This is a genomic window from Streptomyces sp. SDr-06 (assembly GCF_003324565.1).
Lineage (GTDB): Bacteria > Actinomycetota > Actinomycetes > Streptomycetales > Streptomycetaceae > Streptomyces.
In genome coordinates, this window is sequence record NZ_QOLA01000035.1 from 13227 (window position 1) to 35304 (window position 22078).

Annotated in this window: 20 protein-coding genes and 2 pseudogenes; 10 read left to right on the forward strand and 12 right to left on the reverse strand. The window is 67.6% G+C overall.

Annotation, left to right across the window (positions count from 1 at the left end; translation table 11 throughout):
- Positions 1-427: 427 nt before the first annotated feature.
- Together DT019_RS39995 and DT019_RS40580 are read right to left on the reverse strand one after the other, a co-directional pair.
- Positions 428-592 carry a hypothetical protein gene (locus DT019_RS39995; protein WP_189390267.1) on the reverse strand — a complete coding sequence of 55 codons (165 nt, stop codon included), beginning with the start codon at positions 590-592 and terminating at the stop codon, positions 428-430.
- Between the two features lie 389 nt (positions 593-981).
- Positions 982-1203 carry a ricin-type beta-trefoil lectin domain protein gene (locus DT019_RS40580; RefSeq protein ID WP_223279948.1) on the reverse strand — a complete coding sequence of 74 codons (222 nt, stop codon included), beginning with the start codon at positions 1201-1203 and terminating at the stop codon, positions 982-984.
- A 261-nt stretch (positions 1204-1464) separates the two neighbouring features.
- On the opposite strand from DT019_RS40580, the pseudogene DT019_RS36625 reads away from it, so the two are divergent.
- A pseudogene (locus DT019_RS36625) lies at positions 1465-1954 on the forward strand (transposase family protein); the annotation flags it as partial.
- 21 nt (positions 1955-1975) lie between these two features.
- Here the strand turns inward: DT019_RS36625 and DT019_RS36630 are convergent.
- Positions 1976-2540: pseudogene (locus DT019_RS36630) on the reverse strand (reverse transcriptase N-terminal domain-containing protein); the annotation flags it as partial.
- Between the two features lie 1665 nt (positions 2541-4205).
- On the opposite strand from DT019_RS36630, the gene DT019_RS36635 reads away from it, so the two are divergent.
- Positions 4206-4676 carry a hypothetical protein gene (locus tag DT019_RS36635; RefSeq protein ID WP_223279949.1) on the forward strand — a complete coding sequence of 157 codons (471 nt, stop codon included), beginning with the start codon at positions 4206-4208 and terminating at the stop codon, positions 4674-4676.
- A 420-nt stretch (positions 4677-5096) separates the two neighbouring features.
- On the opposite strand, the gene DT019_RS36640 is transcribed toward DT019_RS36635, so the two are convergent.
- Positions 5097-5729 carry a TetR/AcrR family transcriptional regulator gene (locus tag DT019_RS36640; protein ID WP_114041324.1) on the reverse strand — a complete coding sequence of 211 codons (633 nt, stop codon included), beginning with the start codon at positions 5727-5729 and terminating at the stop codon, positions 5097-5099.
- A gap of 103 nt (positions 5730-5832) precedes the next feature.
- On the opposite strand from DT019_RS36640, the gene DT019_RS36645 reads away from it, so the two are divergent.
- On the forward strand, positions 5833-6825 hold the full coding sequence (locus DT019_RS36645; RefSeq protein ID WP_114041325.1) for a 4,5-dihydroxyphthalate decarboxylase: 993 nt from the start codon (positions 5833-5835) through the stop codon (positions 6823-6825).
- Between the two features lie 283 nt (positions 6826-7108).
- On the forward strand, positions 7109-7954 hold the full coding sequence (locus tag DT019_RS40000) for a hypothetical protein (protein ID WP_189390269.1): 846 nt from the start codon (positions 7109-7111) through the stop codon (positions 7952-7954).
- A gap of 35 nt (positions 7955-7989) precedes the next feature.
- Here the strand turns inward: DT019_RS40000 and DT019_RS36655 are convergent, their stop codons facing one another.
- From DT019_RS36655 to abc-f, 3 genes are all read right to left on the reverse strand, one after another.
- Positions 7990-9288 carry an erythromycin esterase family protein gene (locus tag DT019_RS36655; protein ID WP_114041326.1) on the reverse strand — a complete coding sequence of 433 codons (1299 nt, stop codon included), beginning with the start codon at positions 9286-9288 and terminating at the stop codon, positions 7990-7992.
- A gap of 86 nt (positions 9289-9374) precedes the next feature.
- Positions 9375-10067: a CatB-related O-acetyltransferase gene (locus DT019_RS36660; protein ID WP_114041327.1), complete on the reverse strand. Its 693-nt coding sequence runs from the start codon at positions 10065-10067 to the stop codon at positions 9375-9377.
- A 56-nt stretch (positions 10068-10123) separates the two neighbouring features.
- On the reverse strand, positions 10124-11743 hold the full coding sequence (gene abc-f, locus DT019_RS36665; RefSeq protein ID WP_189390271.1) for a ribosomal protection-like ABC-F family protein: 1620 nt from the start codon (positions 11741-11743) through the stop codon (positions 10124-10126).
- A gap of 200 nt (positions 11744-11943) precedes the next feature.
- Between abc-f and DT019_RS36670 the strand changes: the two genes are divergently transcribed.
- Positions 11944-12555 (forward strand): TetR/AcrR family transcriptional regulator, encoded by a 612-nt coding sequence (locus tag DT019_RS36670; RefSeq protein ID WP_223279950.1) that lies wholly within the window; start codon positions 11944-11946, stop codon positions 12553-12555.
- 371 nt (positions 12556-12926) lie between these two features.
- On the opposite strand, the gene DT019_RS40005 is transcribed toward DT019_RS36670, so the two are convergent.
- Together DT019_RS40005 and DT019_RS36680 are read right to left on the reverse strand one after the other, a co-directional pair.
- The gene (locus DT019_RS40005) at positions 12927-13085 is read right to left on the reverse strand and encodes a hypothetical protein (protein ID WP_189390273.1); all 159 of its coding nucleotides are present in this window, start codon (positions 13083-13085) and stop codon (positions 12927-12929) included.
- Between the two features lie 546 nt (positions 13086-13631).
- Entirely contained in the window at positions 13632-14096 is a 465-nt protein-coding gene (locus DT019_RS36680) for an SRPBCC family protein (protein WP_114041331.1), read from the reverse strand.
- A gap of 55 nt (positions 14097-14151) precedes the next feature.
- Here DT019_RS36680 and DT019_RS36685 point away from each other — a divergent pair, with 55 nt between their 5' ends.
- The 5 genes from DT019_RS36685 to DT019_RS36705 all read left to right on the forward strand — a co-directional run bounded on the left by DT019_RS36685 (position 14152) and on the right by DT019_RS36705 (position 18098).
- Positions 14152-14751: a TetR/AcrR family transcriptional regulator gene (locus tag DT019_RS36685; RefSeq protein WP_114041332.1), complete on the forward strand. Its 600-nt coding sequence runs from the start codon at positions 14152-14154 to the stop codon at positions 14749-14751.
- 464 nt (positions 14752-15215) lie between these two features.
- A complete protein-coding gene (locus tag DT019_RS36690) occupies positions 15216-15635 on the forward strand; it encodes a hypothetical protein (RefSeq protein ID WP_114041333.1) in 420 nt (139 codons plus the stop codon).
- A 270-nt stretch (positions 15636-15905) separates the two neighbouring features.
- On the forward strand, positions 15906-16388 hold the full coding sequence (locus DT019_RS36695) for a GNAT family N-acetyltransferase (RefSeq protein WP_114041334.1): 483 nt from the start codon (positions 15906-15908) through the stop codon (positions 16386-16388).
- A gap of 305 nt (positions 16389-16693) precedes the next feature.
- Positions 16694-17020, forward strand: coding sequence for a hypothetical protein (locus DT019_RS39245; RefSeq protein WP_147267402.1), 327 nt, complete (start codon positions 16694-16696; stop codon positions 17018-17020).
- Between the two features lie 610 nt (positions 17021-17630).
- Positions 17631-18098, forward strand: coding sequence for a MarR family transcriptional regulator (locus tag DT019_RS36705; RefSeq protein ID WP_114041336.1), 468 nt, complete (start codon positions 17631-17633; stop codon positions 18096-18098).
- Positions 18099-18930: 832 nt separating this feature from the next.
- Here DT019_RS36705 and DT019_RS36715 read toward each other — a convergent pair.
- The 3 genes from DT019_RS36715 to DT019_RS36725 form a co-directional block, all read right to left on the reverse strand.
- Entirely contained in the window at positions 18931-19821 is an 891-nt protein-coding gene (locus tag DT019_RS36715) for a carbohydrate ABC transporter permease (RefSeq protein ID WP_114041338.1), read from the reverse strand.
- Entirely contained in the window at positions 19818-20690 is an 873-nt protein-coding gene (locus DT019_RS36720) for a carbohydrate ABC transporter permease (RefSeq protein ID WP_114041339.1), read from the reverse strand. Before DT019_RS36720 ends, DT019_RS36715 begins: the two co-directional genes overlap by 4 nt.
- A 79-nt stretch (positions 20691-20769) precedes the next feature.
- Positions 20770-22044 carry an ABC transporter substrate-binding protein gene (locus DT019_RS36725; protein WP_114041340.1) on the reverse strand — a complete coding sequence of 425 codons (1275 nt, stop codon included), beginning with the start codon at positions 22042-22044 and terminating at the stop codon, positions 20770-20772.
- Positions 22045-22078 lie beyond the last annotated feature (34 nt).

Consider the following 22078-nt stretch of genomic DNA (forward strand, 5'->3'; position numbering starts at 1 on the left):
CCTACTGGAGACTCAAGCCTCTCTTCGCCTGCCAGCAGCCAACCACTCCTCATCCACAGACTTGACAATGCCTCCGGCATCCCATGGGGCCGCAAGACAGTGATCAAGACTCTGTGTCCGGAAGGCATGGCGCCCCACGCTTGCCGTGTTCCATGGTGCGCCTGAGCTGGTCCACGGTCCGCGGTGACGTTCATGGACCTCGTGCGGCCCGGCCGACGGCTTCGATCCGGCTGCGCCTCGCTATGTGTGCCGACCGGTGAGCACGTCGTCGACGACGCCGTCCCCGGCCACGCGGCGGGGGCTGCCCGGGGCGGCGGCGCTGGCTCTTGAACTCGTACGGTGCCTCTGTCCACGCCGCATCCACCCTGTATGCACCAGGAGGGACCCGAACCGCGAGCTCCCGCGGCTCCCCGTCCTCGTCCTCCAGTCATGGGCTGTCCACCACGAGCCGGTCGCTCGGCACGCGGATCGATGCCACCCGAGCCACCTCTACCGCCTCAACGAGCGTCAGTGGATCGCCACGCCGCGCCCCCAGCCGGGCGCCCGGCGTGAACACCGCATCAAGATAGGCGCGCACCTCCGGCGCCGCCACCAGCGGACCATCCCCCACGTATGCCACCCTGTGTCCTCGCCACGACGCAACCAGAACTGACGACGATAGGGTCACGCTCGGACATCGCGGCCGGGCCACAGTGGGGCCGGCGCGCAGGAAGCCCGGCCCCAGCCCAGAAACAGACATCGGGGCAGGAAGCGGGGGTAAAAGCCCAATACGCGGGTCCTGCCCCGATCCGCCTGGTCAACCGCCCACGCCGAGTTGTTCGCACACTTGGCGTAGGCGGTTGGCCGCCGATGCGACTCACCCGCACTTTCGACGTTGGGCCCGCCGCAGGTGGTGCGCTCCTCGGAGGAGCACTCATCTGGCGGAGCCCCCCGCCCGTGAAGGGACTCCAGGACCAAACGTTCAGAACTGCAGGGTGGTGCTCATCGCTGCCATTGCTGGCTGGTTCCGCCGTGGCAGGGCCACAGGATGACGGGTTCGCCGACGTTGTAGGTCTTGATGTCGAGGCAGAAGCCGTTGCCGGCGTTCCGCATGGTGCCGTCGGCCCTGGTATGGGAGCTAGCTTCCCCCGAGAGCCCGATGGATGTCACTGCGGTCAGTGCCGCGAGCACGGTCAACAGCCGGATTTTCTTCACGGATCGCATGCGATGCCTCAATCCCGGGATTCGTGTTTCTGAGTGAGGAGTCGACCTGCAGCGCTCATGCTTCCCCTCCGAAGAGCCAATGGCGCGGTTGCGCCGGCCCTTGTCTAGCTGCCGAGGATTGTCCGGCGCCGGGATGTGGGTGCCGGACATCAACAACTGGACAATCACTGCGTATTGCGGCTACGGAAAGGCTCGGGAAGCGCTCCGGAAAGGAGAGCCATGCCACGCCCTGAACGTCCGCTTGACGAGGACACGGGTCCGCTGACGCAGTTCGCGGAAGGCGACTTCGTCATTGTTGACGGCACCCTGATCCCCACCGACCGGATCTGTGCAGATGAGCCGTACTATTCGCAGAAGCACAAGAAGCACAAGAAGCACGGTATGAACGTGCAGGTCATCGCCCGTCCGGACGGCACACCCCTGTGGTTTTCCCGTGCTCTTCCGGGCCGGACCCACGACCTGACGGCCGCCCGTGCCCACGGCATCGTCCAGGCCTGCCTCACCCGGGAGGTCCTGATCCTCGCGGACCGGGCCTACCAGGGCGCCGGCGCCGTACTACCACCACCGCGAACAACCCGAGCACTACCAGCAATACAACCGTGACCACACCCGTCTGCGTGCACCTGGCGAGCGCGCCTTCGCCCGACTCAAGACATGGCGCCTCTTCCGCAAGGCACGTTGCTCAACCAACCGCATCAGCAGATGTGTCGCCGCCGTCCACACCCTCCTCACCTGCAGCTATTCAGGATGAAATAGCTTCACTGTCGCTTGGCCGTTTTGCCCTTGCGGTGCTGAAGATCGCCTGGATGGCGTCGTGGCATCCGCAGCCTGGTCGGAATCCGTAGGATCGTGATTCGAACCGGGCTTCCCACTCGGGTTCCAGTGCGTTCTTTACGCGTGCCTGCATTACTCGGTCGCGCATTACTGGGATGCCGAGCGGGCGTTGCTTTCCATTGCTCTTCGGGATGTAGACCCGCTTCACGGGCCTGGCTCTCCAGGGTTGGGTTTGCTGGTCGATGTCGACCGCCATGCGAGCTCGCGCCTGGGGGGGGGGTGAGTGCTCGTTCCCTGTCGATGCCTGCCGTCTTGCGGCCCTTGCTCAGCTGCGTCTCCCGTTTCACGCTCAAGAGCGTGTTACTGCGGCTCCGCAGCATAAGCTTTTGCAGATTGCGGACCTTCTTGAGGTCCCCCTCCTGTGTCGCTTTGCAGATCCGTTGTCTCAAGCGTCGTACGTTTCCCTCAGTACTCGCCCAGTCGATGCAGTGCCAGTCCAATGGTTCGCCCTGCGGTCCGTTCACTGTGGAGGTGCGGCCGGCAGTAGAGACTGTCTGTCGCATGTTCCTCCTTCGCGTCCAACTTGTCCGGCAGGTTCTGGCGTCATTACTCAGGATGATTCAAAGGCTCACCCGGCCCACGTGGGCACCCTTTCGGGTCAGGCCATCAGACCTGTATCCGGCGAGTTATGGCCTGGGTTGAAGGACTCCAGGGTCTTCCTCTGACCTTTCGGTCAACCGGAATTCGCTTCTTGGGCCATCCTGTTCCCGCTAGAGAGTTGGGCCTTCCTTGCGGTCGGCTTACCGGACAAGCCCGGACTCCAACGGGGTTTCCACGTTCCACACACGTAAGTTGAGGCCGGGGTGGGTGCCCCCTCTGTCCCGGAACCGGCGGTGTCCTCCTCCCGATCTCAAGTCTCCGGAAGTCGCCTGACGTCTTCCGACGCCGGGTTCTGTAGCCACTGATTACGAACCATCGGGCGGCTTCAACCTTACGAGACATCAACGGGGGTTCACAAGGTTCACCCGTCCAGCCTTTCCCTCGCCTGTTGTTCCCCGATGGCCAGGGAACCCTTGGGCTTTAACGCTCAGCTTCACACCTCGCTGTTACCGGCGACGCATGTGAGCGCGGGAACGGATTGCGGACACTAATCCGGGGTCAGCACATTTTTCCTTCCCTCGTGGCTTTCCCACTTAACGTGTGCGACTTCGTGTCGCACCTTGAGGCGATTGATCCCGCACTCGACCGTGTGCCGCTGTTCCTTCGGGGCCTTGCGCTGGCACTTCCCAGCGTCCTGAGTTGTCGGGCGCAGGGTAGGGGCAGTGACGCGCAGAGGTTCGGGTCGTTGGACGGGACATACCGAACCTTCGCGAAGACCAGGAGCCTCGCCTTGCGTGTCCGATCGCTTTTCACCATTTTGCTACTGGCCGGTGGCGCAAGCCTCCCCCTCACCTCCGCGGAGGCTGCCCCACACGCGTGCAGCTTCAAGGGGACAAAGGCCATGGGAAGTTTGATCATCGCGTGCTCCAACGGCAAGGAGGTCGTCGTGGGGCAATGCCAGCAGGGTTACGTGGCAAAGCAGCACCACAACGAGGCAGTATGCGCGCTTCCGCCTAAGCGTCCGGTACCCAAGCCGTCACCTAAGCCGTCACCCGCCACTGACACGGACTCTGCGCTGCCACTGACATAACCCAATGCATCCCGGTGACAGCGTCCGGTACGGAGAGCTGCCCCGTCGATAGCGTGGAGCCTCAACTGTCGAAGGGGAGTCGATGTATGCCTAAGACCGCGCACGAAATCGCCCTGTCTTCCTTCGAGCGACGGCCGGAACCGGCGGCAATGTGGAAGCGGCCCCGTGGGTTCTCTCCGGCCCAGGGAGAAGCGCCGCACTCCGGGTCGGCCGGGCGGCGGCGCATTGCGGCGGCCCGCATCGTCAACGCACGCTCTTGTGGTCGGCGTTGGGGGTTGTGTCCGTCAGCGGATCGGGGCTGTTTTGGGGGAAGGCGTCTCATGCCAAGCCCTGGTGCGGCAGCGTCGTTGCGGTAGGCCCACCTGGGGCGTGCGGAGGGGTATCGCGGACTGGAGGGGGCGTCATGGGCGAGCAGGAGACGTGGACGACGGAGGAGTTCGGTGCCTCCCATACCGGCTCGGTCGGTGTGCTCCTGGCCGACGGCACCGTTCCCTCCCCGGTCTCCATCGCATCGAGCTGAGGGCCGGATGGCTAGTCGGTGGCGCAGTGGAGCATTTACGACGGCCGTCCGTGGAGCGGTACGCGGGCGGCCGCGCTGCGTGCGGTGTGCTCCTGCGGTTGGAGCGGACCTGAGCACCCGCTGGACTGGGACGAGATCGGGGATCGGGCGCTGGCTGAGGCGGCGGAGACGGTGGCGGATGGGTGCACGCGGGAGTGGGACGCGCACACGGAAGACGTGGAGCGCTCGGCCATCCCGCTTCCTGAGGCGGTGAGCGTTCTGCTGGAGCAGCTGCACGCGGAGCTGGAGAAGCTGGAGAAGACGTCACCGCTGGCGGCGGTGCGCGCGGCCCGCAGGCTTGAGGTGACGGCCGTTGAAACCGGTTACTGGGCGGCCCACGGCAGCCGGGGCGATGCGACGGTTGAGCAGGCCGCGGCCGCCTTGGGGCTGAGCGAGGACGAGACCCGCAGGACGCTGGCCCGCTTCGGCCGCTGGAGCCCCTACCGCTGACCGCCCGCGGGCTCGATCAGCGGGCTGGCCGGCCTACGGAAATCGGTAGAAGGTCGACACGGGAGCGTTCCTGACACCTGGTGGGCCACGCTCGGTTGCAGACCGGCGGCTCCGTCCCCGACGAACATCCGGTCATGCGGTCACCAACCCGCGGATATCAGGCTGAGCGCGCGTCGACGCACGACACACCACGGCCTCCCGCCGGTCCCACACCACCACACCAGGCCCGCGCAAGCGAGTCCAACAGCCCCTGCTCACTTGACAAATCGGCCTACACATCAGGGGCTCGCCGCCGGTGGCCGAGGGTGGCGCTGTGACCTGGAGGTTGTCGCGCTGTCTCACGGGTTGGCCAACCGTCCGGTCTCACGGCCGTGGCCGACTTCTCGGGCCGGCGGCCAGTTGCAGTGGAGACTTGCGATTCTATTCCGGGGCGCTCTCGGGCTCGAGTAGGTGCCGGATGTCGTCGTGGAATCCCGTCATGTCGGTCAGCCCGAAGGCTACGAGCTGGAGCAGGAATCCGTGCAGCAGGCCCATCACCACTCGTGCTCCGCGCTCTGGATCCAGGGCGAGCGTCACGGTTCCCGCCGCCTGGCCGCGGCGCAGTGCGCTGGCGATGCTGCTGCGTACGGATTCGAAGCCTTCGAGGGCATGAGCGTGTGCGGCGTCGTTGCGCAGCAGCTCTGACCATGTCTGCACGGCGCAGCGCAACAGTTCCTCGACCGGCACTTCGTGCCCTGCGGCGTCGGTGACGGTCTCGGAGCTCAGTGCGTCGAGCGATGCCACGACCAGATCGGCGACGGAGGCCGTGGTCGTGCTGGTGGCCAGTTGCTCAATCGGCGTGAAGATCAGCCGGAACGCGTCTCCTGCGATGGCGAGGATGATCTCGTCCTTGCTCGCGAAGTAGCGGTAGGCCGCCCCCGCTGAGACGCCGGCCTCGGCGGCGATGTCGGGCATCGAGGTCTGGTGGAAACCGTCGCGTGAGAAGCAGCGGCGCGCCGCCGCGATGATGTCCGCGCGCTTGGCCTCGCGGCGCTCGGGTGTGAGGCGCGGCATGACCGGCCCTCCTTCAACGTGAATGACCATTTACCTTGACGGCTGATGTTTCGCGGCCCTAGCCTAAAAGTGAAAGGTCATTCACGGAAGTGAGGATCCCGCGATGAGCACGGCTTTGCGTGTTGCTACCTACACCTACGAGCACACCGAGGCGCTGCTCGACGGTCGCGTCCCGATCGACAAGGCGGACGCCACGTTCGAGACGGCCTCTTTGGTGTCGGACATCTTCCAGCGGACTGTCGAGCGACGCTACGACGTCTCCGAGTACGGCCTGACCTACTTCCTGCGCACCTTCGACCTCGATGACTCGCCGTTCCTCGCGCTGCCCGTCTTCCCGAACCGCAACTTCCGGCACTCGTCCGTCTTCGTGAACACTGGGGCGGGAATCGAGGATCCGCGGGACCTCGCGGGCAAGACGATCGGCGAGTTCGCGTTGTTCGGGCACGACCCGGGAGTGTGGATGAAGGGCATCTTCTCCGACGAGTACGGTCTGACCCCTGACCAGTCCCGTTGGGTCATCGGCGGCACCGACCACCCCATCCCTGCCTTCGACTGGGTCCCGCAGCCGGTACCGGCGGGGGTGGACGTGCGGCACGCGGCGGAGGCCGAGACCCTGGGCACGATGCTCGAGGCCGGCGAGATCGACGCACTCATCTCGGTCGATGTCCCGCAGGCGCTGCTTGACGGCTCGACGAAGATTGCCCGTCTGTTCCCGGACTACGAGGCCGTGGAGCGCGATTACTACCGGCGCACCGGCATCTTCCCCGCCATGCACATCGTCGCGGTCCCGCGGGGGCTTGCCGCCGACAGTGAGTTGATGACTTCGGTCTACCGCGCCTTCTGCGAGGCCAAGGAGATCGCCCAGAATACGTACCGCCGCGGTGCGCTGAAGCAGCACATGAGCGTAGTGACCCCCTGGTTCAGTCGGCACTTCGAGGAGAACCGGGCGCTGCTGGGCCAGGACTGGTGGCCTTACGGCCTAGACGCGAACCGCAAGATGCTCGACACGTTCCTGCGATACCACCACGAACAGGGTCTCTCGAAGCGGCTGTTGACCAGTGAGGACATCATCGTCCCCGCGCTCCTCGACACCTGAGCGGCGGCAGGGACCGGCCCTGTCTCAAAGACCGAACCGAGGACGCCGCTGTGTCCAGTGTGCATCTCGACATCGCAGTCACCCGCTACGACAACACCCGAGCACTGTTCGACGGATCCGCCTTCGACGGTGTTGACTACACCCTGCATAGTCCCGGCATTCCCGAGATCTTCGCGCGCCAGGCGGCCGGACGGTTCGACGCCGCCGAGTTCACCTCACTCACTACCTGCACGCTCTGGACGTCGGCACCGATCTCATCGCTCTTCCGGCCTTCCCCGGGCGGGTGTTCCGGCATTCCTGCGTCTTCGTCAACACGTCCTCGGGGATCAGCGGACCGGCCCACCTGGTCGGCCGCACGATCGGCGAGTTCGGCACGTACAGCCCGGACTCGGGAATCTGGGCCAAGGGCATTCTTGCCGAGGACTACGGGTTCGCACCGGAGCGCAACCGCTGGGTCGGCGGCGGGCTTGAGACGCCGCTGCCGGCCGGGTTCGAGTTCACCACGCACCGCCACCCGGAAGGCATCGATGTCGGCTTCGCGCCGCCGGATCGCACGCTCGGGGCCATGCTCGACTGCGGTGAGATCGATGCGCTGTTCGCCTCGGACGCACCCCTCGCTTACCTCGCGGGCTCGCCGAATATCGCACCGCTCTTTCCCAACCCCGCAGCCCGCGAACGCGAGTGGAACCGCAGCACCGGCATCTTCCCGATGATGCACACGGTCGTCGCGCGCCGCGGCCTCCTCGAGGCCAACCCTGGGCCTGCCCCGTGCCGAGCGCTACAGGGCCCGCCGGGCCGCACGCCACGACAAGGCCACGCCGCCCGACCCCGCGGACTGACGCCGGTGGGGCTGTCCGCGGAGCTGGGAGGAGCCGACGTTCAGCACTCGGGGCCCCGGAGTCCCCGGCTCCTTCATTCGTGCTCAGTACGCGGGCATTTGGGTGCGGGCCTGGCTGCGGTGGTGGACACCGCCGTCCCCTGGAACGCGGACGAAGGAGGCCGCGCGGTGGGCACGGGGCCGGTCACGGTGAGCGCATCGCCCGGGCATCTCCTGACTTGTCGACCTGCTTGCAGCAGAATCGGCGCCCGGGAGGGTGAGGCCGGGTTCCGGCACTCGGTCAGGAAGTAGGTGGTCCGTCTGAACGCTCGGGTCGTGGGCTCTTCTCACATGTTCTCGATGTCGGTGACGGTGGAGGTCGGGGTGTGGAGGATGGCGTCGAACGCTTCGAGGACGGGGGTGTGGAGGTAGGCGCTTTGGATCCGGATGCGGTCGGGGCCGGGGGCGGGGGCGACGCTTTCAGGGGCGGCCTGTGGGCGTGCTGGGCGGAGATCAGCGATGCTGAGTCCGAGTTCGGCGTCGGTGAATGCGGCTTCGATGCTTCCGGGTTCGGCCGGCTCCAGTGCGGTGGCTTCGATGGTGAAGCCGAAGGGTGTGTTCTCGTCGCGGGGCATGTCCGCTGTGTGTCCGGTGGTGCTCGCCAGGCCGAGGGCGAAGTAGTCAGCGCTGAGGGCGCGGTGCAGGTGCTGTCCCATGGGGAGTCCCGTCAGGTGGCCGTTGAAGGACACGGGTGTCTTCTGGATGTGGGCGTTGTGAGCCGCCAGCACGATGCGGGTCCCGGGGTTGAGGCGTTCCAGGTGCCACAGGACAGACTCGGCCATGTAGGCGTCGCGGGCTGAGGTGTCGGCGGTCAGTCCTTTGCCGGCGAAGAGGTCCGCCATGGCCCGGAAGGTGTAGTCGGCGTGGCAGGCGCCTTCGAGTCCGCGCAGCGCGATGTCGTAACTGTGCTGGTCGGCGCGGGAAACATACAGTGGTGCGACGGAGCGGAACCGGATGAGCAGGCGCGCCAGGGCCGCGCTGAGGGCGTCCTGTTCGGCGGTGGGCAGTCGTGCCCACGCGGGCGCGGCGACGGCTGCGGAGCCACCGGCGAACGATCCGGCGATCCGCGTCGCCTCCTGGACGATCGGGAGGGTTTCGGGGTCGATCCGGCGCAGGTAGTCGGTGACCAGGGCCAGGGCGGGAAGCAGAGATCCACCGGCCGCCGGGATGTCGATGCCGGTGAAGTGCACCGGTGTTGAGGCGCTTTGGTTGTGTCGGCGTATCCAGCGCAGCGGGGCGTCGACTCCCACGGGGATCGTCGCGGCGAGGTGCGCCGACAGGGCGTCGTCCGTCCCCTCGCCCTGGGCCCATGCGTCGAGGGGGAAGGCTTCGCTGAAGCCGTACTCGAAGGCCAGGACGGTGAATCCGCAGCGTTCGGCCAGGAACCGCAGGATGCGCTCGCGCATGGACGCGAACTCGTTGATGAAGTGGGAACTTTCACCGATCGCGACGACACGTGCGTCGCCGATGATGGCGCGCAGCGGCTCCAGATCATCGAGGGGTGCTTCTGGGGCGAGGTGGTGGAGGGGGACGGCGTGGGTGCGAAGCCAGTCGGAGAACGGGTTGCTACCGGGCGAAGCAGGCATGCGGACAGCTCGATTCTCGGTGCTGGAACGGTGGATCGCGGAGAGGAGGGCGGGTCTCGGCGCAGGTCGTCCTGGGCCGGGTTCGTTCAACGGTCCGTGGCGCTCGGGGGTGTGGGGGGCAGACGTTCTGCTTCCGCGTGCCTGGGCGCCGCGTTCTCCAGGTCGTCGATGCTGCCGGACATGATCGTGCGGAGGTGTTCGGTGATGTGCTGAAGGGGCCAGTCCCACCAGGCCAGGGCGAGGAGGCGGTTGATGTCGGCGTCGCTGTAGCGGCGGCGGATGAGGCGGGCGGGGTTGCCGCCGACGATGCCGTAGTCGGGAACGTCGTCGACGACGACGGAGCCGGAGGCGATGACCGCTCCGTGGCCGATGCGGACGCCCGGCATCACCGTGGACCGGTAACCGAACCAGACGTCATGACCCACCACGGTGTCGCCCCGTCCGGGCAAGCCGGTGATCAGGTCGAAGTGCTGGGCCCAGGAACCGCCCATGATCGGGAAGGGGAACGTGGAGGGGCCGTCCATGCGGTGGTTGGCGCCGTTCATGATGAACCGCACGCCCTCGCCCAGTGCGCAGAACTTCCCGATGACCAGTTTTTCCGGCCCGTAGTGGTACAGCACGTTGCGGGTCTCGAAGGCGGTCGGGTCATCGGGGTCGTCGTAATAGGAGAACTCTCCGACTTCGATCAGCGGCGAGGTGACCAGCGGCTTCAGCAGCACCACCCGCGGCTGGTCCGGCATCGGGTGCAGGACGGTCGGGTCGGCGGGGACAGGAGGCATCACGGATTTCGTCCTTCCTGAGCGATGTCTGTGGGTGTCTGCGGGTCCGGAGGACCTCAGCATGTGGCGGCGGACGTATCGGTCGCCTGCAAGGCCAGATGGGCGCCCCGCCAGTGCCGACGCAGCCGGCGGTCGTGGCTGATGATGACGAGGGCGCCGTCGTACCCGGTCAGGGCCGTTTCCAGTTCTTCGACGAGGGCGGGAGACAGATGGTTGGTGGGTTCGTCGAGCAGCAGGACGTCTGCCGGCTCGCTGAGCAGCCGTGCCAGGGCCAGACGCTGCCGCTGCCCGGTGGACAGCCGGCCGACCGGCACCGTGAGGTGGTCGCGGTCGAACAGGCCGAGAGACAGCAGCTGTTCGGCGTGCTCAGCGGCCTCTCCTGCCCGTCCACGGGCGAATGCGGCAAGGACGGTCTCGTCCGGCTCCCCGCATCGCGGCTCCTGGGGGAGGTGCCCGACCCTGCCGCGGCAGGTGATACCCCCGCCGTCGGGGTCGATCTTTCCGGCCAGCACGCGCAGCAGGGTGCTCTTTCCCGCTCCGTTCGGCCCCGTGATCAGCAGGCGCTCGCCCGCCGTGAGGGTCAGGCTCGTGCGGTCGAGACGGTCCGTGACGGCGACATCGACGGCTTCAAGTACGGGTCCCTGCGGGCTGCTGGTGTGCAGCACGGGGGAGAAGCGCAGCGGCTCCGGCGGTGGCGGGGCGGGGGTGCTGAGGTGACGGCGCAGCCGTTCTTCGGCGTTGCGAACCCGGCTGGCCAGCGACTGCTGAACCCGGGCGCCCGCCCGGTCGTACGCCATCTTGTTGCCGTCCTTCATCGCACGGCCGGGGGCCACTTGGCGGGCGGTGGTCGCGGCGGCCTCGCGGAGCCGGTCGGCGTCGGCCCGCCACTGCTCGTGTGCCTGGGCCCAGCGCTGCCGGGCAGCCTTCTTCTCGGCGAGGTAGCCGGTGTAACCGTTGCCGTACCGGACCACGGTGTGGCGGTCGGCGTCCACCTCAAGGAGGCCGGTGGCGACGTGTTCGAGGAAGTCCCGGTCGTGGGAGACCGCCACCGTGGTGCCCCGGCGGGTCCGCAGGTGTTCTTCCAGCCAGCTCAGGGCGCTGTCGTCAAGGTGGTTGGTCGGCTCGTCAAGGAGCAGCACCTCCGGCGCGGCCGCGAGGACGGCCGCGAGCCGCAACCTGACCCGCTCTCCACCGGACAGGCCGCCCACGGTGCGGTCACGGCCCACCAGACCCAGGCCGAGACCGTGCAGGGCACGCTCCACGCGGGCGTCGGCGTCGTAGCCGCCGCGCAGTTCGAAGACGGTCATCAGTTCGCCGTACTCGGCCATGCCCGACTCATCGCCGTCGGCCATCGCCGCCTCAAGGCTGCGCATGCGCCGCTCGACGGCGCGCAGATCACTCAGGGCACGGTCGATGATCTGCTGGACGGTCGCTCGGGCCTCCATCCGCTCGTCCTGGGCGAGATACCCGACGCCTCCGGTGGCTTGGAGGACGACCTCGCCCTGATCGGGCCGTTCACGCCCGGCGAGCAGGCGCAGCAAGGTGGTCTTGCCCGATCCGTTCTCGCCGACGATCCCGGTGCGTTCGCCCGCGGCGAACGAGCAGGTCACCGAGTCAAGGACGAGCCTGCCGTTGAAGGACTTGCTGACAGCGAGCGCGGAGATCTGTGTGGGCATACGGGGACTCCAAAGCATTCGAGAACGAGACGGCCGTCAAGAGCCGTGCGGGCAGGCGAACGCTTTGGATGAGCATCGATCACTCCACTAGTGCGACAACTGATGCTTTAAGATGGTGCCACACCGCCGTCCCACGATCAATCGGACCCCTTGTGACGACTCCCACACCCTCAGAACAAGAACCAGCGGACACCGGCCCGTTGCCGACCCGGCGCCGCCCCGGGGGCCGCACCGCCCGTATCCGTACGCAGGTACTCGACGCGGTTCTTGCGGAGCTCGGCGAACACGGCTTCGACGCGCTCACCACCGACACCGTCGCCGCTCGCGCCGGCGTCCACCGCACCACGGTCTACCGGCGCTGGGGCGACATCGGCGGCCTGCTCGCCGACGTCCTCGACGCGGCGAGCGACGACGACTGGCAGCCGCCGGACACCGGCTCCCTGGAAGGCGACCTGACAGCGCTCAACCAGGAGATCCAGACAGCCCTGACCGCCAAACCCCCCATCGTGACGGCACTCATCGCCGCCTCGTTCCGCTCCGAGAAGGCCGCCGAAGCCCAACAGCGGCTCTGGGAGGACCGCTACACCCGGTGCGAGGCCGTCGTCAGCCGCGCTGTCCGACGCGGCGAACTCCCCTCAGGCACCGACGCCCGGCGCCTGCTCCTCGCCGCCACCGCACCGCTGTACCACCAGCTGGTGCTCCTCCGCACGGCACCTGACCCGCATCTGCCCGGCGATGCGGCCAAAACCGCCGCCCTCGCCGCAGCAGCCGGCGCCTTCGCCGATCAAGCCGGTGACGACACGTCACAGTGACCTGGTCTCCGGCCTCCCCGCAGGACCTCGGCCGTCCGTGACGGGCCGTGTCACCCGTGGGGTGGCGTGGGGCGGTGTGGGGTAGCGAGGCTGGGGCGCGTCCCGCTGTTCGTTGTCGTGGCGGCTTCAGGGCGGCGAGCTGCGCGACCTGCTGACCCCTCAACCGGCCGCGGCGGTTTTTCTGGTTCGCCGGCCCCGCCCGGACCCGCACGGCGTGCTCCTGGCCGTCGATGACGACAGGTTGGGCGTGCTGACGTGGGATCACGGTCCGCTGCCCCCATGCGATGTATTGCGCGAGCGGGCACAGGCCGCGCCCGAACCCATCGGCGCCTCGTGCCGCTCGGGAATTCCTTACGCGCCAGGAACCACGCTCAGGAGCGCTGGGCGAAGAACTCCCTCGCTGTCGAGGGAAGCCAGAGCAGGGCGACGGTGAGTATCTGCGCAGCGCAGATGATCGGGATGACCGTGTGGAACATCGGCGAGGATGTCCAGGACACGACGCTGAACACCACGGACAGCAGCTGGGGCACCGTGGCGAGTCGCCGTGTCCAGGTCCGCGCGGTGGCCAGCTTCCACGCCAGCAGCGTGCACAGCAGCAGGAGGATGCCGTGGAAGATGCCCCCGACGTCACCGCGATGGTGGCTGACCGGCCGACCTCGGCCGCGCCGAAATCAGGATGCCGGGTCGCGATCTGGAGGCGCAGGTCGCCCTGGTCGAAGATCATAAACAGGGGCACGACCCCATGGCTGATCGCTATCACGGCCAGCAGAACCCGCGCCGTCTGGACAGACGCCGGGATCTGCGACGCCATGACCTGAGCAGATCGTTGCACGGCTAGCCCTCCTTGATCGCCGTAGGCGCTTGGCCTCGTGCTCGCAGCCACCAAAGCCCGGTGCCGGGCTGGGCTCGGGTGCCGGGCATCTCGCCGCACTGCGCCCAGGTGTGGTTGAGCCGGGTGATCAGGGCTAGGTGGACACGTTCGCGTCCGGCCAGTCGGAGATGACGTCCGCGAATACAGCTGCTCCGGCCTGAACGGTGGTGTTGATCTCCGCGTGACCGTCTTCGGTCAGCCGCCGTCAGGATTCGGTGGCGGTCACGTGGCAAGCCAACTCGGTGGCCAGGCGTCGCATGACTGTGCGGTTGGCGTGCCGCATCGTGGCCCGTATGACGGGGGCCAGCAGCCGGTCGGCGAGCGGGGCGCGTACCCACGTGTAGGTGAACGAGACGCGGGCCCCGCCGGTGGGCAGCGGTTCGATGGCGTAGGTGCCGCGGCACTGCCGTCGGCCGGCCCCGCTGACGTTGCGTTCGACGATGCGCCGGGGGGCCTCGGCCTCGACGACATCGATGGTGACGTCGGTCTTCGTGCCGCCCAGCGCGGCGGTGACCGTGGCGCACGATCCGATGCCCCTGGCGGGGCCCGTGTAGCGCCAGTTGGTCAGGTAGTGGTCGGTGAACCGCTCGTGGTGGGCCATGACGTCGAGGAAGCCGTAGACCTGCTCGGGAGTCTGAGGTACGTCGATCGACACGGCGACAGGCTTCATGTACCACACGGTACATGCGCCCTGTACCGATTGGTACAGTCGTGACGTGGCGACCATGGACGACTCGCATCCCGAGGGTGAGGATAGGCAAGGCGCGCCCAGGGCTCGGCGCGCACAACTGGTGGACGCGGCTGTCGACCACGTCGCGGCACACGGCATCGCAGATCTGAGCCTGCGCAGGCTGGGTGCCGCGATCGTGGTCAGTCACCGCATGCTGATCCACTACTTCGGCTCCAAGGAACAGCTGCTCGTTGAGATCGTCCGGACGTCGGAGCGGCGCCAGCGCGATGTGCTGTCCCGGCTCCGCCTGGAACCCGGCCTCTCACCCGCCGATGTCTCGCGACTGCTGTGGCGGCAGCTCACGGACCCACGGCTGGCCGGTCAGGAGCGGCTCTTCTTCGAGATCTGCGGGCACGCGCTTCGCGGCCGCTCCGAGGCCGTACCGGTCCTCGAAGGGATCGTTACGGACTGGCTGGAGCCGCTCGCGGTCGCCGAGGTCAGGGCGGGGGCGGACCCTGCCCTGGCCCGGAACCGGGCCAGGCTCGGACTCGCCACCGTCCGCGGCCTGCTGCTGGACCTGCTCGCCACCGGTGACCGCGCCGGCGTCGACGCGGCGATGGAGGAGTTCCTCCGGCTGTACTACAGCTCGGAGTGAGGAGTCACCGATCAGACGTAGCGACCGGGCCAGACGCCATACCACCGTTCCAACAACGGTCCCGGAGCTACACGTACGCCTCGACCTGTCTCGCAGGTTTCTGAGACGCGTACGAAGCGTTTGGAGAACCGTCGAGCTTGAGGGTGTGCTGTCCCGGCCGTCGGGTCCGAAGTCGGCGCTGACCCGCGGTGCGGTGCGCGGTGCGGATCTCCGGAGGAGCGGCACGGGCTGCGGCGCTTGTCGGCGGGTGTGCGTCATCCCCTTGGGCGGAGGGGGCGTCACGAAGCCTTGGGCCTGACCGTGATCCCGGGGCGCTTTCGTGTAGTTTTTCCTTGACGACTCTGCTGCGTAAGCGCGGACGGTGGCTTTCCGTAAGGTCGAATGCTGTCCAACTCCTTGCCGGGCGGGCATGGGGGCGTGGAGGGTGGAGGTGAACTTGCCGCCGGCCGCGTACGGATGACGACATGAGCTATGACTGCGAGGGGCCCGACAACCCGTACCGAAGCGGTTATGCGCGCATAGCCGTCGCTCGCACGATGCTCAAGCGCTCGGCTGGGCTGGCGTCCGAGGCGGTGGAACAGGTCTCCAGTCTGGAACCTTTTGGTACCCAGGACCTGCCCGCCGCTCTCGAGACTCTGCATGACGCCAAGGGTGACGATGACCGGGAGGCGGCCGCCCGCTGGGTGGTCTCCTGTCTTCACGCGTGTGCGGCCGACGTCCGCAAGCACGGTGAGGCTGCCGTCTCGTTCGCCGCCGCGGCGGTCATGCTGCGGGCCGCGCTCGCGGAACTCGATGAGTCCCTGGACGCACGAAAGCAGGCCGAACGCCGCGCCGTGGTCCGCCAGCGAATCATGGGCCTTACTGACTCCGGCTCACCGGGGTGACGTCGCCAGGCGTGGCAACGATCTCGCCCGTGCCGGGCCAGGGCGGGCGGCGCTGCGGGGCCGGGGTTGCGCGGGCGGTGGCGCGTCCGCGGTTGCCCATTGGCAGCTATCGGCCGCCCAGGCTGGAGGTCATGGCAGCAGCCAGAGCATTCTCCCCGCCACAACGGCGCCCTCATCGCTGGTACGTCTTTCGCTACCACGGAGCCGGCACCGACCACGGAGTCCGCTCCGGAGGCGGTCGGGTGATCGGGCGGCCCACGGAGGGGTGGCATGACGGTCATTGGCCTACGTCCTGCCACCCCGGCGGACAGCGAGTACTGCTTCCGGCTGCACGAGGCCGCCATGGGTGCCTACATCGAGGCTATCTGGGGTTGGGGCGAGCAGACCCAGCGCGGCTTCCATGCCCGGGTGTTCAGCCCTGGCTGCTGGCAGATCGTCACTGTCGACGGCGTTGATGCGGGCATGCTCCACGTCGAGGACCAGGCGTCGGGGATCTATCTGGCGCGGATCGAGCTCCACCCCGATTACCAGGGATGCGGCATCGGCAGCCGGCTCATCCGCGGCCTCCTGCACCAGGCCCGTGAGCAGGGACGGGGCCTCACCCTGGACGTCCTCGTCGTCAATCAGCGAGCCCGGTCCCTCTACCGGCGGCTGGGCCTGCACGACGTCGCGCGTCACGGCGAGAACAACATCAAGATCAGGATGTCCACCAAGCCTCCTCAACCCGGCCCGATTCACAGATCTTGCCAATGACTCGAAGGAAGCGCGCTGGTACTGCGTACGAGTTCGTGGTCTCGGCCAGTGGTAGTTGGCATGTTCTGGGGTGGGGGCCCGCGCGAATGAGTGCCTGGGTAGGGTTGAAGGCCATGGAGAGATGGGGCGCAAGTCTGTATGGGGACCCGTGTGGCGGTTGCGGCTTCGAGTGGTCGGTGACCCCGGAGGAAGCGATCCGGGTCGTGGAGGGGCTGCCGGCTCGCTTCCGCGCGCTTTTGGCGGGGCGTACGGGATATGAACGTCACCCGGATCTGTCGTGGACGCCCGCGGCATACGTCAGCCACGTGACTGACAACCTGCGGAACTGGGCTGAACGGCTCGCCGGGGCCCGGCTGTCCGGGGCGGTTGACGTACCTGGCTATGACCCCGACCTTGTCGCGCAGGCCCGCCACTACAACGCGATCGCTCCCGCTGCGGCGCTGTGGTCCCTGGGACACGCGGTCGATGCCTGGGCCGCATCGGTGACTGCAGCGCTGGGAGAGGGGATCGTGCTGCAGCATGCCACCCGCGGAGCCCAGCGCGCCGAGGATGTCGCACGCAATAACGCCCACGACGGGCACCACCACGGCTGGGACATCGAGCGCATCCTGCAGCACACGACTCCTGTGTAAGAGCCAGAGTGGCCACCGCGTGAGCAACTCAAGGGATGTGTCGCCCCCTGAAGATGCGCGGTGGCCGCCCGCCCGTCACCTGCATCAGATGTCTGGGCGTGATGGATAGAGCGGGCGGTGAGCTCGCCGATGGACGGCTCCTCCCATGCCTCGGCCTGGAGTTCACTGGGGGCAGGCGAAAGCGGAAACGTGCCGTCACAAGCACGCGCAGCAGAGCAGACCGGCGGACCAGGAGGTCCACCCCTTTGGCACCAAGGTTTACCGGAACCCTGCTTCACGTATTGGTGGCGTGAACCGGCGTGCCAGGGTCGACGCATGGCTGTACCTGGGGCGCACAGGGGATGGACCCTCGGGGCCCGGGCAGTCGTCTGACGCGGTTGGCCAGGTCCCTCTACTCGCACGCGGCCGTAGAACCTCGAGGACACGTGCGCAGGGACGACGCCCTAAGTCCCCTGGATTGCGGACCTGCAGCAGAGTCCTCATTCTTCGCGCACCTCCGGCCCCCAGGAGGATCACCTGCCTGCCCTCAACCACGCTTGAGGTCCTACGGTCGCCGCATGGCCTGCACGGTGTGCGGGCGCCGCACTGAAGTACCTGGAAGGAATTCCCCATGACGACCCAGCAGATCTCCGACACCGAACTCGCCAGGCAGCCCGCCGCGTACTGGACCGGTGTCGCCTACCAAGCGCTCATCGCGTACACCCGGGCCCAGCAGGCCGAAAAGGGCTACACCCAGCCCCAGTTCTGGCTGCTGCGCAACCTGTCGGCGAACGACATCTCGCCCGACGGCGAGGGGATGACCTTGCCTGAGCTGCGGGAGGCCATGACCTCCTACATTCGTCCCGAGGACGACCTGGTGGCGGAGGCCGAGGTGCTCATTGAACGCGGCTGGCTGACAAAGGACACCCACGGCGGGCTGTGGCTCACCCCGGAAGGCGAACAAGCCCGCGTCGACCTGGCCCGCAACGCCCCAGCGATCCGCGCCGCCCTCCACGAGGGCATCGACGACGCTGACTACGTCACCACAGTGATGGTGCTCCAGCGGCTGACCCGGAACGCGGGCGGGGCGGTCGCCTGACGAAACAGCTCCGGCAGACGGCACCAAAGCGGCCCGCACTGGTGCTGAGGATGGGCCCATGGTCGGAACACGCCCCCCAGGGTCCCCCCACAGCGGGGCCGTGTCCGGCAACGGTGTGTGATCCCATGTCTGCCTGATCACCGCATCCTTCGGGGCCGCGCCCCGGGCCCGCTACCAAATTGGGGCACACGGCAAGGGACCGCTGCGCATTCACCCGGCCCAGACCGCGGCATTCCTCGGGGTGGGCTGGGGTGCTGGGGCCCCGGGGCCGGGCGTTCCGTCACATCGCTTCGGCCCAGTAGTTCAGCGGCCAGCTGATCAGGCGGTCGAGGAACTTCAGCGGGCGCCGGCTGGCGGTACCGCCGTCCTCGATCGCGCGCCGCCCGCGTTGAGTCGCTCGAAGCTCCAGAGGACTGTGAAGTATGCGCTGCGAACCTCAAGGAACGCGTCGTCCCTGAAGGCCTCGGGGGAGTGCAGGGCCACCCAACCCTGCTGGGCGTCGTGTTCGCCGAGTACGGTCGGATCCACAAGACCATGCATCTGCTTGCGCTGGTCGACCCGGCCGACGACCCCTACCGCCGGCTGATGAACCGGCAGCTGACCGTGCAGGAGTACGTGGCCGCGTGGAACGGTGCTGGATGGTTGGCGTTCTGGTCGGACAGGCTGGGCTCAACCGTGCAGTGGAAGGGTCGACAGGCCTGTACGCGTACTGGGGAGTCAGCGGCGGCGCCGGCGCCTGGTCGAGCCGGATGGGCTGGAACCGACCTCGGTCACCTCACCACTGGCCGTGGCCGAGCCCCCTGGGGCGTTCCCCGGTCGCTCCGGGGACGCCTCATCCCTTGCTGACCCCGGCGGTGATACCGGCGACGATGTGCCGTTGCAGCACGAGGAAGACGACGAGCAGCGGGACGGTGCCCAGGACGACCGTGGGCAGGAGCTGGGACGTGCTGTAGGCGTGGGTGCCGATCGTGGAGTACACGTCCAGCGTCATCGTCTGCTTGCTGTCGGAGGTCAGGAGGACCAGGGGAATGACCAGGTCGTTCCAGATGGCCAGGGTGAGGGTGATGACGAGGGTCGCGGTGGCCGGGCGCAGGACGGGCAGGATGACGTGCCAGTACGTGCGCAGCGGACCCGCCCCGTCGATGGCGGCGGCCTCCTCGAGCTCGACGGGTACGGATCTCAGGAAGCTGGTGAAGAAGAGCACGGCGAAGGGGAGGCTGATCGCGGCCTCCGCGAGGATCACCGAGGCGTAGGAGTCCAGCAGTTTGAGGTCCCGCATGAACATGTACAGCGGAGTGATCATGACGAAGACCGGGACCGTGAGGCCGGCCACGAAGAGCTGGTAGACCGTCTTGGTCCAGCGGCGGGAGATGCGGGCCATCGGCCAGGCTGCGAGTGATCCGGTGAGGACGACCAGGACGGCGGCACCGCCGGTGATCAGGACGGTGTTGTAGAGGGTGCGCCCGTAGTTCATGGCGTGCACCGCGGCCACGTAGTTGTGCAGGCTCCAGTGGCTGGGCCAGGACAGCGGATGGGTGGCGACGTCGGCGTCGGACTGCAGTGAGACCTTCACCATGAGCAGGATCGGGGCGACGACGAGCAGGGTGACCAGGAGCAGGCCGACGTGTGAGGCGGTGCTGCGCAGCCTGCGTCGGCGCGGCGGGGCGGTGTTCGACGGGGCGGGGCTGAGGGCTCTTGTGGTGCTGGGGGCGGTGAGAGTCATGCGGCGACCTCCCGGCGGCGCAGGACGGTCGTCAGGAGCACGCCGACGATGACGGTGATGATGAGCAGGAGGACGGCCACCGCGGTGCCGTAGGCGAAGCGGAAGTCTTTGAAGCTGTCCTGGAAGACGACGTAGCTCAGGGTCTGGGTCGAGTTGGCGGGGCCGCCGTCGGTCATGATGAAGGGCAGGTCGAACACGCGCAGTGAGCCTATCGTCGACAGAGTCATGTTCACGGTGAGGGAGGGGGCGAGCAGCGGCCAGTCGATGTGGCGGAACCGGGTCCACCCGCGGGCGCCGTCCAGGGCCGCCGCCTCCATCAACTCGGCGGGCACGGCGAGGTAGTTGGAGAGATAGATGGTGGCGGTGTAGCCGAGGTACATCCACATGTAGGAGACGGCGATTGCCATCAGGGCGGTGTGGGTGTCGCCGAGCCAGGAAGTCTCCAGGCCGTGCAGGCCGAGGGCGTTCATGACGGCGTCGAGCGGGCCGTCGACCGGTGAGTAGAGGAACGACCACAGGTAGGAAACGGCGACCAGGGCCATCATCGCGGGCATCAGCAGCCCAGTGCGGGCGATGGTGCGGACGGCCGGCGAGTTGTACAGCCAGTAGGCGATACCCAGGCCGAGCGCGTTCTGTACGACGACCACCACGACCGTGTAGACGAGGGTGTTCTCGAGTGCGGCGAGCACCTGCGGGTCCTGGAGGGCCTCGCGGTAGTTGGCCAGGCCGACGAACGAGCCGCCGATGACGCCGTGGGCGTCGGTGAGACTGAGCAGGACGGACCTGATGGTGGGGTAGATGACGAAGAGGGCGTACAGGGCGGTGGCCGGAAGCATGAGCAGCGCGGCGGATCGGGTGGTGAGTCTCACGGCGACCTCATCGGGGGCGCGGACCGCGGGGCCTGTCGCATGGCAGGCCCCGCACTGGTTCGGGGAGCGGCTGGGGTGACTATTTCTTGGAGGGGGTCTTCGGGATGTCCTTGTCGAGTTGCTTCAGCAGCGCGCCGGTGTCCATGGACGGGTTGTTGAAGAGCGCGTTGAGCTGAGCGGTGAACTTGTCCTCGGCGTTCGGGTAGGTGGGCGCCTCGACCTGGGAGGGGCTGGTGTTGCCGGCGGCGAAGGCGGCGGCGACCGGGGCGGATTGGGTGACCTTGGGGCTCGGTACGTCGGTCAGCGTCGTGAAGCAGCTTTCTGCCTTCAGGTAGGCGCCGTCCTGCTGCGGTTGTGACATGAAGTCGACGTAGCTCTTCGCCGCGTTCTTGTGCGAGGTGGCGCCGTTGACCGACCAGCCGGAGCCGATGAAGGTGAAGGTCTTGGGCTTGCTGCCTGCCGGGCCACCGGGGAAGGGGTTGAGCGTGAAGTCGAACTTGGCGCTCTGCTGGTAGTGGCTCAGGTCCCAGGCGCCGTCGACGTAGAAGGCCCACTTGCCCGCGGTGAACTGCGAGACGCCCTGGCTGAACGGGTCCAGGCCGTTCATGGTCTTGCCGTCGACGAGGCCGCTGGTCAGCAGCTCCTTGAGGTGATCGATGACCGGGCCCCAGCTGGCGGCCCAGGTGGAGGTGCCGTTGTCGTAGCCGCTGCCCCAGGACGGGTCGACGAGGTTGGCGGCCAGGGCGAGGGAGACCTGTTCGGCGTCCCAGCCCTTGAGGTTGGGGATCTCCAGGCCGCCGATGTTTTTCGCCTTGAGCTTGTTGAGGTCGCTGATCAGTTCGGGCCAGGTCTGCGGCACCTGCTGAATGCCCGCCGTCTTCAGCAGGTCCAGGTTGGCGTACAGGCCGATCGGGATGTTCTGCTGGACGAAGTCGTACGTCTTGCCGTCGACCTGGGTGTACGGGGCCAGGTTGGGCAGCATCCGCTTGACCCAGGGCTGGTCGCTGAGGTCAGCGAGGAAGCCCTGCTGCTGCCAGGTGGTCAGGCGGCTCTTGTTGACCATGAGGACGTCTGCGGCGGTTCCCGCGGCGAGCCGGGTGTTGTTGTAGGCGTCGTATTCGGTGTTGGCGACGTACTTGTAGTCGACCTTGATGTCGGGGTGGGCCTTTTCGAAGGCCGCGTTGATGGCCGGGATGTCGGCGATCTCGTTGCCGCCGCCCTCGAATCCGACCACGGTGAGGATGGTCTTTCCGTCGGCGGTGGTGCCTGAGGAGGAGGACGAGCAGGCGGCCAGGACGAGGGCGAGACCCGAGGCGGCCGCCGTCGTGGCCAGTCGGCGAAGGCGAGTTCTCAATGCGGGCTCCTTGTAGGGAGGGTGGCGCGGCGGA